A 13,688-nucleotide genomic window follows, 5' to 3' on the forward strand; every position below is an offset into this window, starting at 1 on the left:
GTCAGTGCCTCCCCAGCAATTCGGAGGCTGCCATTGCGCAGCTCCTGCCGACGGTCGTGCCCGCGCGGCCATGTAATTCAAACCAGTCACTGGCCAGGCCGCAGCGACAGCTTGAGCCGGGGTGCAGCGTCGCCAGATCGCTCATCACCACCGCATGTGCCGGGCTGGAGGAAATGTAGGGCGAGACGAAGCCCAGCAAGCCTTGCTGGCCGTAGGGCTGAACGGAAAAATCCAGTGGATTGCGCACGTACGCCCTGGCGTAAACCGGCACATGAAAATGATGGTGGGCGCATTCGATGTAGGGCACCGCGTGTTCGACCGCACCATAACCATCGCGGCACTGCGATGTTGCAATGCCCAATTGGCAGGCGATGCGTCCATACAATTGTTGTTTCGGGATTTCCTCACTGGCCCGGGTTTTCCAGCCGCCGCCGAAGAACACCAGGGAATCGTCCGGCAGTTTCAGCTCAGGTACGCCCGTGGCCTGCATGTGTTGCAGGGTCTGCCAAAGGAACGCCGGGAAACCGAAAATGCGCACGGGCAGGCCTTCCTCGGCGAACGATTGCAGCGCCGCGATAACGCCGTACACATCGAATTGATGGCCGTCGCCGTTACAGCGCAAAGCGTAGGCGACCCGGTTGATGGGGGCGAAGCGGCAGAGGAACTGGTCGGTGTACGATGTTCCCAAGGTGATCGAACCTTTCGGCTCGTAGCTCAGCAGCAGGTAATTGCACGGCGTATCCGGCGAGTGCCAGCCATAGTGATGGAAGATCCGTTCAACCATGAACTGTGCACCCGACAGGCTGCGCTCGTCGTAGCGCATGCGGCTTTTCTGGCCACTGGTACCGGATGAAGTCAGCTCCAGCGCGTTCGCCCCGGTCGGGCTGAGCAACAGTTTCTGTTTAAAAAAGTTGGCCAGAATCGGTGGAAGCAGGGACCAGTCATCGAGACCGTCCAGATCCTGTTCGTTGAGGCCGTTGGCGTTCAGCCAGTGTTCGTAGCCGGGCGTGTGTCGGCAATGAAACCGACTGATCTCGACCATGGCCTGATCGAACAGGCTCGCCGGCATGGCATCCGGACAATAGGGGTGTGGCAATGCGCAAAGCGCATCGCTGGCGGGGAAATGGTTCATTCAATATTCCTTTATTGAGCCGAAGCGGAATCGGCAGGTGTGCGTTGCAACAATCCCAGCACCAGAGGCAGGCACATCAGGCCGCTGAAGGCGGCGCAGAGCGCGAAGAGTTCGAGGCGAGTACCACCGCCGATGAAGGCAATGAGCAAGCCGCCGAGGCTCATCACGGCAATCGAAATCATGCCGGCGAACGCCGAGACCAGGCCTTTGCTGTCCTCACTGGCAAACAGCGCCACGCGATACAGCGCGGCATTGCTCATACCCAGCCCGACTGCGTACAGGGCCAGGCAGGCAACCACCGGACTCAGACTGGCACCCGCCAGCGCACAGCCAATCAGAGCCAGAAGTCCGAGACAGAAAGGCCAGAGCGCCAAGCGAATCAGTTGGGCTAGAGAGTGAGTGGTCAGCAGGTGATCGAGGATCAGATTGCCGACGATAACGGCCGAAAAAATCGGGATTTGCCACAGGCCATATTCAAGCGGCGTCAGCCCGAGTGACTGGATCAGCAGCAGCGGGGCCAGGCCGATCCAGGCGATCAGCGGCAGGCTCATCAATCCCAGCGCGAGGCTGGCGGCGAGGAATCGGCCATTGCCGGACAGGACACGGTAACGCTGAAAAGTCTGGCGCCAGGAGAAGCGCACGGCGGCTTGGCGCTGCCCGTCGCGGCGTGTGACGCCGACGGTTTCCGGCATGCAGGCAAACAGTCCCAGCCAGACCATAGAGGCCGCCAGCCCCAGCACCAGAAACAGTTCACGCCAGGTCAGCCATTGCAACAACACAATGCCCAGCAGCGGCCCAGCCAGCGGTGACAGCAAGGCGATATTGCCGAGCAGCGCCATCAAGCGCACAGCATCGGCTTCGCAGAAGACTTCCTGAAGCGCCGGATAACTGACCGCAACAACAAAGCCCAGCCCCATGCCTTGCAGCAGTCGCAGCAGATTGAAGGCTTCAATGCTTTGAGTGGCGAACGCCCCTGTGCAGGCCAGGGCAAAGACTGCACAACCCACCAACAAGACTCGACGTCGACCCCATTGATCGGACAATGGCCCGATCAGCCATTGCAGGCAGACACCGCCAAGCAGATAGAGATTGAACGCGTTCGGCACATGCCGCACATCGGCCCCGAGTTCGGTTGTTACGCTTAACATCGCCGGCATGATCAAGTCGCTGGCCATATACGTCAGAAGTTCAAACGCGCTGATCGCCAAGCAGAATCCAAGCACTTGTCGAGGCCCGATCTGTATAAGAGTTCTCTGCATAAACGTTCCTGTTAGTGAGTGAAAGGAAGTTGCCAGAGACTAGTTGCGCAGCCGCGCCTGACCTATTGATTTGCTGCGACATTAAATTTCAAATGCTTGCAACTTGTTTAGCTCTTTGGCGTTGTGCAAGTTCTGAGTCAAGAGGCATGGCAGCGGTGTTCGACAAAAAAAGAAAAGCCCGCAGCAGGGCGGGCTTGAAGTTGATCGGGCGTGTTGATTGCCTGCCACGGTCTGTTAATTGGCAAGCGGGCAGGGCGAACAATCCTGTTCTAGCGATGTTGGTAGTAGCCAGGGCCACCCTGGTAATAACGGTGGTGATCGCCATGCCAGCCACCGTGGGGGAAGATGATGCAGCCACTCAGGGTCAGCAGGGCAAGAACGGGAATCAGCCAGGTGATTCGACGCAGCATTTTGAAAATTCCTCTTGGTTACGCCGTCATGAAGCTAAAACTCTTCATCGGCTGTAACATGAGACCCCGCTTGCAGCGGCACATCCCCGTAGAACGGTAAGTGCATGGCATGCAAACGGATACAAACCGGATACATTTCAAAGTTTCAGGAAGCCGTAATGACCCACAAGCAACGTTTGATTTATTCGATTCTGATCGCCGTGTCGGTACTGGCCATCATGCTCGGCCTGTCCTGGCTGCAAAATGCCGGCATGATTTCAGAGAAGACGTTTCAATTCGTCGCCATCGGTGTGGCGGTGATCGTGGTGGTGATCAATGGCGTGATGCGCCGCAAGGTCAAGCCCTGACGGCGATGGCCGCACGCTTCAATCGTGGTTGAGAACGGCCGCAGCCTGTGGATGCAGGCTGTAGCTCTTGTCTTCATTGAAGGTGATGACCCCTTCGGCGCACAGGCGCTTGAGCACCTCACGCACACTGAGAAAGGACAGCGGAATATCCAGATCCAGCAATTGGCTGTGGACGCCGCGCACGCCCAGGCGCCGATCGTTTTGCGCGGCGACCAGCAAGGCGTCGATGACTTTCAGACGAATCAGGCTGGTGCGCAGCCCGAAGCTTTTCAGCAGCAAGCGGATGCGTTCGTTACCGTGACGCTCGACGCGTTGTCCGAAGTCGCTCGCGTGGGGGTTCATGGAGATTCCTTTGGGTACCTGGCTACCGTCCGTTGGTAGTTGCGAGTTGTGCATGCGATTACTCCTTTTCAGAGTCTGATCTGGAAGGTTTTTTTGCGCTCTCTAGAACAAGACGTATCAGCACGACAAATCATGAAAGAAAAAATGTAGAAAATTTGTCGGGGATTTGTCTTTTCCTTGTGATTGCGGGTTGGAATTGGGGTGTTTGCGAGTGGGGCTTGGCGGCCTTTGGGCCGACCAGGCTCTTGGGGGTTTGGGTGAATATCCGGTGCTTCGGGTGTTGCGGCTGGCGGTTTCGCTCTTACAGCGAGTCCCTTTGGCAAACGCCCCAAAGGAACCAAAGGTCTGGGCCCCGGCGTTCGGCCCGCTCGCCGGGGCTCGGGGTTCCTTCGTTACGGGATCTATCCGGGGGCATCGCTTCCGGTTTGCTTCGCTGCACCTCCTTTCGATGCGTTCGACTTCGTCGAACGGTCGCTGCGCTCCCACCCCCGGATAAATCCCTCCACTCAGCCTGCCGAAGGGGCCAGCACGGCAAGATCAAGAGCGGCAGCCGAGCTTGCGCTCATCCTGTTGAGTGGTGAGAAGCGGGTGTATGGTTTTGGATGATGCGGGGCTTTTCAGAACTTGAGTTCAACTCGGTATTTCACGTCGGCGTAGCTCTCGCAATCAACTCGGTCAGTTCCCTCTCCCTCCGGGAGAGGGCTAGGGTGAGGGGCTTTTGATTTTCTTGGTATTCGAGTACGGCTCGGTATTTCAAGTCGGCGTATCTCTCGCAATCACCTCGTTCAGTTCCTTCTCCTTCCGGGAGAGGGGTAGGGTGAGGGGGCTTTTGATTTGCTTGGTATTCGAGTACGGCTCGGTATTTCAAGTCGGCGTAGCTCTCGCAATCACCTCGGTCAGTTCCCTCTCCCTCCGGGAGAGGGTTAGGGCGAGGGGCTTTTGATCTGCTTCAGTGTTTGAGTTCAGCTCGGTATTTCACGTCGGCGTAGCTCTCGCAATCACCTCGGTCAGTTCCCTCTCCCTCCGGGAGAGGGCTAGGGTGAGGGGCTTTTGATTTTGCTTCGGGGGATTGCGCGGGGCGCCTAAATTTTTTTCTCTGACTTCGTTTCTTCGACAGGCTCATTGCGCGTGGACGCGTGGGTGTTTCCAGGGTGGGTCCGCGTCAGCGCCGGATCCGCTCTTTGGCATGTCGATCAGGAGCGAGCGTGATTATTTCCAGACAGTTAACGGGACTGACCTTGGCCGGCGTGGTTTTTGGGCTGAGTTGTTCGGCCTATGGGTTCAGTCCGGCCACTGAGGTCAGCGCCGATATTCGTCGTACCGCGTTTGGGGTGCCGCATATTCGTGCGCAGGATGAGCGCGGGCTCGGGTTTGGCATCGGTTATGCCTATGCGCAGGACAACCTGTGCCTGCTGGCCAATGAGATCGTGACGGTCAATGGTCAGCGCTCCCGTTACTTCGGCCCGGACCAGTTCACTGTCGAGCAACGCGAAAACCGTGTCAGTGATGTGTTCTTTACCTGGCTCAACACGCCGGAAGCGGTCAAGGCGTTCTGGCAGGCGCAGCCTGCGCAGGTGCGCGATCTGGTTGAAGGATATGCGGCTGGCTACAACCGTTATCTGGGCGAACGCCGTCAGCAAGGCTTGCCGCAACAGTGTCAGGGTGAGTGGGTGCGGGAGATTGCACCGCAAGATCTGGTGAAGCTGACCCGCCGTCTGTTGGTCGAGGGCGGTGTCGGCCAGTTCGCCGAGGCGTTGGCCGGTGCCACACCGCCGCAGGCGACCGCTGCTGTCAAACATGATGTGCAGGCCTATCAGTTGGCCGATGCGCGTCAGCAACGCTTTGCCCTGGATCGTGGCAGCAACGCTGTAGCCGTGGGCAGTGAGCGTTCGTTCAACGGGCGCGGGATGTTGCTGGCCAACCCGCATTTCCCTTGGGTGGGAGGCATGCGTTTTTATCAGATGCACCTGACCATCCCCGGCAAGCTCGACGTCATGGGCGCTGCCTTGCCGGGACTGCCGATGATCAATATCGGCTTCAACCAGCATCTGGCCTGGACGCACACGGTCGATTCGTCGAAACATTTCACCTTGTATCGTCTGCAACTCGATCCCAAGGATTCCACGCGCTATCTGCTCGACGGCCAATCCCTGCCGCTGAACAAGCAGACCGTCACCGTGCAGGTCAAACAGGCCGACGGCCAGGTGGTGCCGGTTTCGCGGGATGTCTACAGCTCGCAGTTCGGGCCGATTGTGCAATGGCCGGGCAAGCTCGATTGGGACAATCAGTTCGCCTACAGCTTGCGCGATGCCAATCTGGACAATGATCGCGTGCTGAACCAGTGGTACACGATGAATCAGGCTTCCACGCTTCAGCAATTGCAGGACTCGGTGCACAAGATTCAGGGCATTCCATGGGTCAACACCCTGGCCGTGGATGACAAAGGCCAGACGCTGTACATGAACCTGTCGGTGGTGCCGAACGTCAATGCGCAGAAACTGGCCAAGTGCAGCGACCCGCGTGTCGGCACGCAAATGATCGTGCTGGACGGCTCCAACAGCGCCTGCGCGTGGGACATCGATCCGCAAGCCGCGCAGAAGGGCATTTATGCCGCCAGCGAATTGCCGCAACTGTTGCGCAAGGACTTCGTCCAGCATTCCAATGACTCGGCGTGGCTGGCCAACCCGGCGCAACCGCTCACCGGTTTTTCGCCGCTGATCAGTCAGGACGGCCAGCCGCTGGGCTTGCGTTCGCGGTTTGCGCTGGATCGTTTGAACACGCTGAGCAAGAAAGGTCCGCTGGCGGTAAAGGACTTGCAGCAGATGGTGATGGATGATCAGGTGTATCTGGCGACTCAGGTGGTGCCGGATCTGCTGAAGTTCTGTGCCTCTGACCTTGGCGCCGATGCGCAGGCGTTGAAGCCGGTCTGCACCAGCCTCAAGGCCTGGGATGGCCGCGCCAATCTGGATTCGGGCCTGGGCCTGGTGCACTTCCGCAACATCATGCAGACGTTGCAGGCCGCGCCGGACGTCTGGCGTGTCGCATTCGACGCAAAGGATGCGCAACACACGCCGCGCGGTCTGGCGGTCGAGCAGCCTGCGGTAGCCAAGGCATTGCGCGAGGCGATGTTGGCGTCGGTCGAGTCGAGCGCAAAAATGGGCCTGACGCCGCAAACCCGTTGGGGTGACATTCAGGTCGTCAGCAGTGGTGGTCAACAGACGCCGATACACGGTGGACCGGGCACGTTGGGCATCTACAATGCTATCCAGAGCGTGCCGCGGGAAGACGGCAAACTGGAAGTGGTCAGTGGCACCAGCTACCTGCAAGTCGTGACCTTCGACGAAAAAGGCCCGCATGCCCAAGGGCTGCTGGCGTTCTCGCTGTCGAGCGATCCGGCGTCGAAATATTCGCGGGATCAGACCGAGGCGTTCTCGAAGAAACAGTGGAGTGTGCTGCCGTTTACCGAACAGCAGATTCAGGCTGACCCGCAGTATCAGGTGCAGATGGTTCGCGAGACATTGGACAGGGCGGGGAAGGTCGCCGCTCAGTAAACCCGAGCGTTAATCGCGTCGAGCCTGAAGGCCGCATCCTGCGAGGGATGCGGCCTTCAGCTTTTTGGCGGCTGTTGCGGTATGGAGTTGATCACCGGATTCCCTTCCTGGTTACGGGTCAGGTAGACCGGCAGCACCTTGGGCAGACTGTTGGCGAGGTTGTTCAGTTCTTTGATGTTGTAGATGCCACCCACGCGAATCGCGCCGGTGCTATTGTCCGCCAGTTCCAATGGCTTGCTCAGATAACGGTTGATCAGCGGCAACGCTTCGCTGAGCGCCAGATTATCCAGCACCAGTTTGCCGTTGCGCCAGGCCAGTGACGTATCACCCGGGTAGGTCTGGCTGATCTGCGGCATGTAGTCGCCTTGCCTGTAGCGGGCCTGCATCGATGGGCCGAGGCGTAAGCCGTCGCCCGGCAATGAGCGATTACTGGTGACCAGCAACGAACCTTCGATCAGGTTCACACGCACCTGATCCTGATACATCCAGACATTGAAACGCGTACCCGTGACACGAATCTTGCCTTCGCCTGCGCGGACGACAAACGGGTGGGCCATGTCGTGGCTGACTGTAAAGAACGCTTCACCCTTTTTCAGAGTGACGCGGCGCTCGTCCTTGTAATTGCTGAAGGTCAGATCGGTGTTCAGGTTCAGTTCGAGCTGGCTGCCATCGCTCAGTGTGATCTGCCGGACACTATCGGTCGCGGAGATATGCTGATAGCTGTCGGGCAGCCAGCCCAGATTCCAGCCGGTATAAGCCGCCAGCGGCAGTGCGAGCGCACAGACACCGGCTGCTACAGCGAATTCACGCCACGAGCGCGAAGGCTGACGGGCTGGCGTGTCTGCCACAGAGGCCGGAAGCGGCAAATGCTCCGCCACCTCCCAGATTTCCAGCATGGCTTCATACTCGAACGCATGCAGGGGATGAGCGTCGTGCCATTGCTTGAATGCGCGACGCTCTGCGTCGGTGCAATCATCGGCGTGCATACGCATGCACCAATGCGCGGCGGCATCGGTGATCGCATCGTATTCGGCTTCCGAGAGGGTGTCTTGGGTCATTGACTCGTCCTGATTTCGTCCATTCTAACCTTGTCGGGAAGTGACCGAGAACATCCGTCATGGCATTTACCCATCAAAGTGAACTTATTTTTTCCTCTGGCGCCCAAAAAACAGGACGACCAAGACCACTATCCACAAATGGAGTAAACAAATGATCAAGAAGACATTCGCAGCGTTGCTGGCCACCGCCGGTTTGCTCAGTGCAGGCGCAGCGTTGGCCGATCGGCCGGGCGCCGGCTGGATCACCATCGAAAAAGCCATCGAGACCGTCAAAACCAAGGCCGGTTATGTCGAGGTCTATGAGATCAAAGCCGACAACGACGGCTACTGGGAAGGCGAGGGGCGCAAGGCTGATGGCGTTGTCTATGAGTTCCGCATCGACGGCACGTCGGGCAACGTGTTGCGGGATCAGAAGGACTGACGGACGAGGCTGCTTCCTGTTAAAAATACGCCGGCTTCAAGCCGGCGTATTTTTGCTTCGGTTTTACGACAACAGCAGTGAGGGGCCTGTCTGTCTTACGCTTGGAGCCGGCAAAGGTATTGGGGCCGGGAGCGGGTCCAGCACCCTGCCCATTTCGCTGATCAGCAGCGCGATGGAATCGGCATTGGCCAACTTCACTTCAATGCGTGCCTCGTCAGAGATCGGACTGCGAAAGGCTTCGCGTGCCTTCCCGAGGTCTTTGGTTTTAGTAAGCCTGAGGATTTTGTTGCAATCATCGTCCCTGTCGGGCAATTGGTCGAAACTCACCCAGACGCCATTTGCATCCTGCTCCGCGAACAACTGCGAAATGGGCGTAGAGCGGGACAAAGTGTTACGCATACGGTCCAGATCGTCTTTGAGAAGTTGGCCTTCCGCGGTTGATACGTCGATCAGATGGGAGTAGGGCGACATTGCCTCTACGGAAGCCAGGTCTACGCTATCGCAGGCTATATGTGACAATTCGTGGATCAGCGCGACCGCTCGAGCGTGCGAGTCAATATTGAACCTGCGAGGCAAATACGCGGTGTAAACGTCCAGCCGCGGATTAAAAAAATGTTGGGTGAGGTGGACTACTCTGCGTTTGTCTTGTTTAAACACAAAGGCAACCGTACCGTCGCCGTAACTCGCATTCAGTCCAGCGAAAAAGCGGTCTGTATAGAGCAAGTCATCATTGGGATCCGTCAGCTCGCGGCACAGGCGGATGATCACCTTTTCGATTTTCGTGAGCAGCGCGGAGCTGAGTTGCGACACTTCGAAAAAATCCTTGAGTATCGTTTCTATCCGCGTGCCACCCAGGTTGTCGCGATGAGTGACGAAATTGTGCACGCAATTAAGCGCGTACTCTCTTGCGCGGCGGACAGCCTGCTGAATCACGAAGGCTCTGGCGGGATAGCGGCGGTTGATTTGGGTCATCCCTTTGGCCTGGATATACATCATTATCGAGCGGCTTAGCTCGACATCGGCTTGCGCACGGTCGCGCTGCTTTGATCGGCAGCGGTGAACAGGCTGGCCGGCGCGGGCAACGACCAACCTGGCGTTTTTCTGTTCAAGCGCCGGGCCTTGGCCTCCGTCTTTTTTGCGTAGATACCAGGTTTTTCCGGACTGGACCACTGGATAGACCTTGCCGGCAATTGCCGCGTATTTTCGTGCCGTCGAGGGTTCCCCATAAACAAGTTTGTTGTCCTCAAGCTTGAGGGTTTCGAGAGCCTTGCTGGTTTCAAAGGACCGCAAATTAACCCGAGAGAATGTAGCGGGGGGGACTTTTGACCAGCGAGACGCCCTCTTTACTGTTGTGTCTACGCCGGATCCGGGAGCCTTCGATCCAGGTGTCTGCGCTTCGGGGGCAAATTCAGCGGTCTCTTCTTCTACTTCCGTTTCCCAGGACAAACGCCCCAGACTGAACAGGGATATCCCCCCCGCGATGAAGTTCTTCACGGCATTCGCCCAACGGTGTTCCTGCAGGTCTTCGGCAGACGCTTTGAAGTCGTTGTAGCTCTTCCAGAGAAAAAACAGACAGGCGAGTTTTCCCGGCAACAGATGCGGAACCAGACGAACACCGTGACTGAACAGAAACTTCGCCGCTTCCCAGTCCGCTTGCGCATTGATCTGTGGCTGGGAACTGAGTAATTGCGGCAACAGGCTGAGGGTATCCTTGTGCAAATGCTCCAGCAGATTGCCGTTGATGGGCGTGCTTTTTAGCTTGATTTCACTGGGTTTGGCGATCGTCGTTTTCAGCAGATTCTTGAACACGGACTGCTGTCCGGACGGCAGACGCCGGATGATCAGATCCTGAAAATGCCCGGGTGTATTCAACGCCTCAATCAGCTGAACTTCATCTTCGAATTCGCGGAATACGTACTTGGAGTAAGGGGCGTAGAGCACTCGGGGTCCTGTTTTTCCCGTGCCCGGCCCGATAATGTAAAGTCCGAGGGCGTCGACGAATTCAGCACCTTCGGTCTTGATCAATGAAAGAGCGGACGCCATGGCCTGAGCGTCCTGCACCATGGCACGGGCTATCCCGTCCGGCATGTCCAGAACCTGACAAACGTAGTCGTAACCGGTTTCCGACAGCTGCTGTTGCAATTTCATCGAGTGCGCGTGCTGCATCAATTGCCAGGGCAACTGACGCAGAAAACGCTCTTTGCTGGTGCGTGCAGAGTCGCTGTCGCCTGACAGCGCAGCGGTTACTTTCTGCGTATAGGTAGTAGTGATTTCCAGGGATTGCAGGAGTTGCTGAACGGCAGACTGATTGAGGTTCTTCGGTAACGCTGTAGCGGTTGTTGAGGCCACTTTGAAACCGGTGCCTTGCACGATGTTGTAGTGATGCAGGGCGAAATCGAGCAGATTGCAGGCAGGGCCCGCCAGCGTCAGATTCGGGGTGATCAGGATATCCTTTGGCTCGAGTCCGTTGTTCGGGAATCTGGCATCGAGCAGCGTCTTCAGCGTTTGCTCGACATGGGTGGCTAACGCCGGGACACCCTCGAGAAAATCCTTGCCATCGATGAAGCTCAGCCGCAATTCATCCAGCAGCGCCAGTTGCGTTCGTTGTTCCGTGACTGGGGCCATGCGCAACCAGTCGGGAAAATCCAGCCGCCGGACAACGGTCCGGGCCAGTTCAATGGCCCGGAGCAGGTTGGTATCAATGACGGTGCTTTTCATTTGATTGAGGAAAGATGCAAGTGTGTCCTTGTCCTCGATGCAAGTGCGTAATACCTCACAATGAGCGAGAAAATGTTCCACCGCCGATTGCATGCGATCGTTCACCACACTGCCTTCAATCAATTCAAAGGCGCCCAGCGTGTAGGGCTGATCCAGCTGGCGTTGCTTCGGCGGCAAATTTTCCAGCAGTGTCTGACGCTGGTTGTTATCGTCCAGCCGTCGTTGCAATTGCGTTTGCGCGATGGCGATATTGTCGAACGACTCCAGGCCGATGGCCGGCGTCCACACAATGGCGCGCCCGGAATGTTCGACGTCCATGCCACCGCGTTCGGTCAACAGCACGCAATGAGCCAGCGATAGCACATCGCTTTGGTCGGCGCAGGTGAGCGTCAGCGCCCAGGCATCCGGCCGGAAGCCATTAAGTGACTGCCGATCCATGCGTGTTGCGTGTCTTGTGTCGAACACGGTATCGACGATTTTCCGCTCAGCCGTCAGCCAGGAGCCACTGAGGTTTCGGATGTGAGCCTCACCACGCATCCCATCCTCAAAGGCGTGCGCCAGCTTCCACCGAATGCCTTCGAGGAAGCTACGTTGTTCGCGGCTGCTCGTGGTCGGCTGGTCTTTAAAGTGGTTGGTGAGATTGTCCAGTATTCCTTGGAGTTTCGTCGCCAAGTGCCCGGCCTTGTCGGCTTGGACAAGCGATGATGGCGGCGTGATGGTAAACAGCGGTCGAGTACTCCAGCGTTCGTTGACGTCAAGCTTGATAAGGCGCTCGTGAACCATCGAGCGAATATCCAGTGCCTTGTCGAAAAGCGCATGGATGTCAGTGTTGCGTTCGCTTTGGCGAAAGAGCTGCAAGGCAAACTCAACGTTCTGCCGTTGTTTGGTGATGATCGCTTCGAACAGTGTGGCAATGATGTCGCCGCCGATGTTTTCTCCGGACACTTGGGCGTTGCGAAAGCCAAGGTAGCGATTGCGCTCCTCCAGGCTCATGAGTCCGTATAGCTCGTCTTCATGGCCGGCAGCACTGAGCTTGGCGGTCAGCGTCTGCTTGAGATCGGCGTAGTTGGTGAGGACTTGCAAGCCTTGGGTGGGGGTGTAGAGGTAAGCCTTGTCATGGTTGATCATCAGCGAGCCGGCCAACTCTACGAAGACGGTCTCATCGCGCAGACACACGGTTTCGAAGTTGGGCCGACGGAACGCCACCTTCGGCTCTCGGATCAAGCAGTGCAAGGCATTGAACTCGGTGGCGGTGAGGATTTGCGTTTCGCGCTTGATCATCAAGTCTGCGCGTACCTGATCCCGCAAGGTCTGGCTGAAGAACATGCGTCTGGTCGAACCCTCGAATGCGGGGGCATTCCAGTAGGCCTCAAGCTGCCGAAACAGCAGCATGGTCAGTTTCCCCGACGCAGACGCGATCGCAGCGGCCCATGCAGCCTGGTCGGCCTCTTGGCTTGAGCGAGACGGATGGGAGAATTCCGCTGTCTGGCCGGGCGGCCAACCCTGATGTCGGAAATGCTGCAGCAGCGCTTCACTCAATGACAGCGAGCTGACCCATTGTCTGATACCTGCGGAGACTGGAGCAGTGTCAGCGTAAAGGCTGACACGGGTGAGTGATTGCTGCAGGTCGGCAAAGTGCGGTTTGAGCAGTTCGTCGAGGATCTGCTCCAGCAGTCGGGTGAGCGAAGGCAGGCGTTTCAGTTCATCCAGCAGGTCGCGCGCGCAGGCGTCCTGAGACAGACTGATTGCGGTTTTCTGATCGTCAAATACATCACCTTCGAGCGTTTCACGGGTCAGCGTGATGCCGCGTTTCTCAACCAGCTCCTTGCGCAGCGAAACACTGAGAAAGGCCAACAGATCATCCTGTTCGTCAGCGTTGTCGAGGCGCGCCTGCAAGGCTTGGGTCAAGGCCTCGTGATCGCTGTATTTTTTCAAGCCATCGTAGGGTGTGTAGAGAAACACGCCGCTGTCATCCGGACCGGCGCTGAGAATAAAACTGCCGGCCAGCGGCACAGCCAGTTGCTTGTCGGCGTTCAGCAGGATGCGTTCGGCCAGCATGGGCGGGTCTTGTTCACTGCGCAGAGCATGGGTCGCCAGTTGCACATGGGCAAGCCAGCTGAAATCTTTGCTGTTGAGGCCGTGCGCCGGACCCAGGTCCGCATGCAGACCGGGGGATTCAAGAATGTCGGGGAACAGCAGAGGAGCGGTAGGGCTAGGCATGTTCGAACTCTGAGCGGAGGCGCCATGGGCGGGAGCTCAAGACTAGGTACTCCGGTCAGGTCTTTGGCGGTAGATAGTTACCGCACACTCCGGGTCGAAGTGTGCTGCGCACGAGGTGCAGTGATTTCCAGATGATTGCGGGGTTGACAGCCGACAGCTTCGCCATGGTTAATCGGTCAGCAAGTCCTCCGTACGCTGTTGTTCCCTCCAATAATCATTCTGGAGCTTCA

The 13,688-nt window shown here is 57.7% G+C and carries 9 protein-coding genes; 3 read left to right on the plus strand and 6 right to left on the minus strand.

Features of this window, described 5'->3' with window-relative positions; genetic code table 11:
• Position 1: 1 nt before the first annotated feature.
• The 3 genes from ACM6IV_RS08385 to ACM6IV_RS08395 all read right to left on the minus strand — a co-directional run bounded on the left by ACM6IV_RS08385 (position 2) and on the right by ACM6IV_RS08395 (position 2,801).
• Positions 2–1,132 carry an acyl-protein synthase gene (locus ACM6IV_RS08385; protein ID WP_414869547.1) on the minus strand — a complete coding sequence of 377 codons (1,131 nt, stop codon included), beginning with the start codon at positions 1,130–1,132 and terminating at the stop codon, positions 2–4.
• A gap of 11 nt (positions 1,133–1,143) precedes the next feature.
• Complete coding sequence (locus ACM6IV_RS08390) at positions 1,144–2,391, minus strand: MFS transporter (RefSeq protein ID WP_414869548.1); 1,248 nt, start codon at positions 2,389–2,391, stop codon at positions 1,144–1,146.
• Between the two features lie 269 nt (positions 2,392–2,660).
• On the minus strand, positions 2,661–2,801 hold the full coding sequence (locus tag ACM6IV_RS08395) for a hypothetical protein (protein ID WP_008077622.1): 141 nt from the start codon (positions 2,799–2,801) through the stop codon (positions 2,661–2,663).
• Positions 2,802–2,959: 158 nt separating this feature from the next.
• Here ACM6IV_RS08395 and ACM6IV_RS08400 point away from each other — a divergent pair, with 158 nt between their 5' ends.
• Complete coding sequence (locus ACM6IV_RS08400; RefSeq protein ID WP_038363103.1) at positions 2,960–3,148, plus strand: hypothetical protein; 189 nt, start codon at positions 2,960–2,962, stop codon at positions 3,146–3,148.
• 18 nt (positions 3,149–3,166) lie between these two features.
• Here ACM6IV_RS08400 and ACM6IV_RS08405 read toward each other — a convergent pair whose 3' ends face one another.
• Positions 3,167–3,544 (minus strand): fe2+ zn2+ uptake regulation protein, encoded by a 378-nt coding sequence (locus ACM6IV_RS08405; protein ID WP_414869549.1) that lies wholly within the window; start codon positions 3,542–3,544, stop codon positions 3,167–3,169.
• 1,151 nt (positions 3,545–4,695) lie between these two features.
• On the opposite strand from ACM6IV_RS08405, the gene ACM6IV_RS08410 reads away from it, so the two are divergent.
• The gene (locus ACM6IV_RS08410) at positions 4,696–7,041 is read left to right on the plus strand and encodes an acylase (RefSeq protein ID WP_414869550.1); all 2,346 of its coding nucleotides are present in this window, start codon (positions 4,696–4,698) and stop codon (positions 7,039–7,041) included.
• A gap of 56 nt (positions 7,042–7,097) precedes the next feature.
• On the opposite strand, the gene ACM6IV_RS08415 is transcribed toward ACM6IV_RS08410, so the two are convergent.
• Positions 7,098–8,099, minus strand: coding sequence for a FecR family protein (locus tag ACM6IV_RS08415; RefSeq protein WP_414869551.1), 1,002 nt, complete (start codon positions 8,097–8,099; stop codon positions 7,098–7,100).
• Positions 8,100–8,250: 151 nt separating this feature from the next.
• Here ACM6IV_RS08415 and ACM6IV_RS08420 point away from each other — a divergent pair, with 151 nt between their 5' ends.
• A complete protein-coding gene (locus ACM6IV_RS08420) occupies positions 8,251–8,520 on the plus strand; it encodes a PepSY domain-containing protein (RefSeq protein ID WP_414869552.1) in 270 nt (89 codons plus the stop codon).
• Between the two features lie 63 nt (positions 8,521–8,583).
• On the opposite strand, the gene ACM6IV_RS08425 is transcribed toward ACM6IV_RS08420, so the two are convergent.
• A complete protein-coding gene (locus ACM6IV_RS08425) occupies positions 8,584–13,458 on the minus strand; it encodes a dermonecrotic toxin domain-containing protein (RefSeq protein WP_414869553.1) in 4,875 nt (1,624 codons plus the stop codon).
• Positions 13,459–13,688: the final 230 nt, after the last annotated feature.

Origin of the sequence: Pseudomonas sp. IT-347P (genome assembly GCF_949768005.1) — a bacterium.
Classification (GTDB): Bacteria; Pseudomonadota; Gammaproteobacteria; order Pseudomonadales; family Pseudomonadaceae; genus Aquipseudomonas.

Bases quoted from the DNA above. Each gene is read 5' to 3' on its own strand.
- ACM6IV_RS08385 (WP_414869547.1), bottom strand. From the start codon at position 1,132: ATGAACCATTTCCCCGCCAGCGATGCGCTTTGCGCATTGCCACACCCC.
- ACM6IV_RS08390 (WP_414869548.1), bottom strand. From the start codon at position 2,391: ATGCAGAGAACTCTTATACAGATCGGGCCTCGACAAGTGCTTGGATTC.
- ACM6IV_RS08395 (WP_008077622.1), bottom strand. From the start codon at position 2,801: ATGCTGCGTCGAATCACCTGGCTGATTCCCGTTCTTGCCCTGCTGACC.
- ACM6IV_RS08400 (WP_038363103.1), top strand. From the start codon at position 2,960: ATGACCCACAAGCAACGTTTGATTTATTCGATTCTGATCGCCGTGTCG.
- ACM6IV_RS08405 (WP_414869549.1), bottom strand. From the start codon at position 3,544: ATGCACAACTCGCAACTACCAACGGACGGTAGCCAGGTACCCAAAGGA.
- ACM6IV_RS08415 (WP_414869551.1), bottom strand. From the start codon at position 8,099: ATGACCCAAGACACCCTCTCGGAAGCCGAATACGATGCGATCACCGAT.
- ACM6IV_RS08420 (WP_414869552.1), top strand. From the start codon at position 8,251: ATGATCAAGAAGACATTCGCAGCGTTGCTGGCCACCGCCGGTTTGCTC.
- ACM6IV_RS08425 (WP_414869553.1), bottom strand. From the start codon at position 13,458: ATGCCTAGCCCTACCGCTCCTCTGCTGTTCCCCGACATTCTTGAATCC.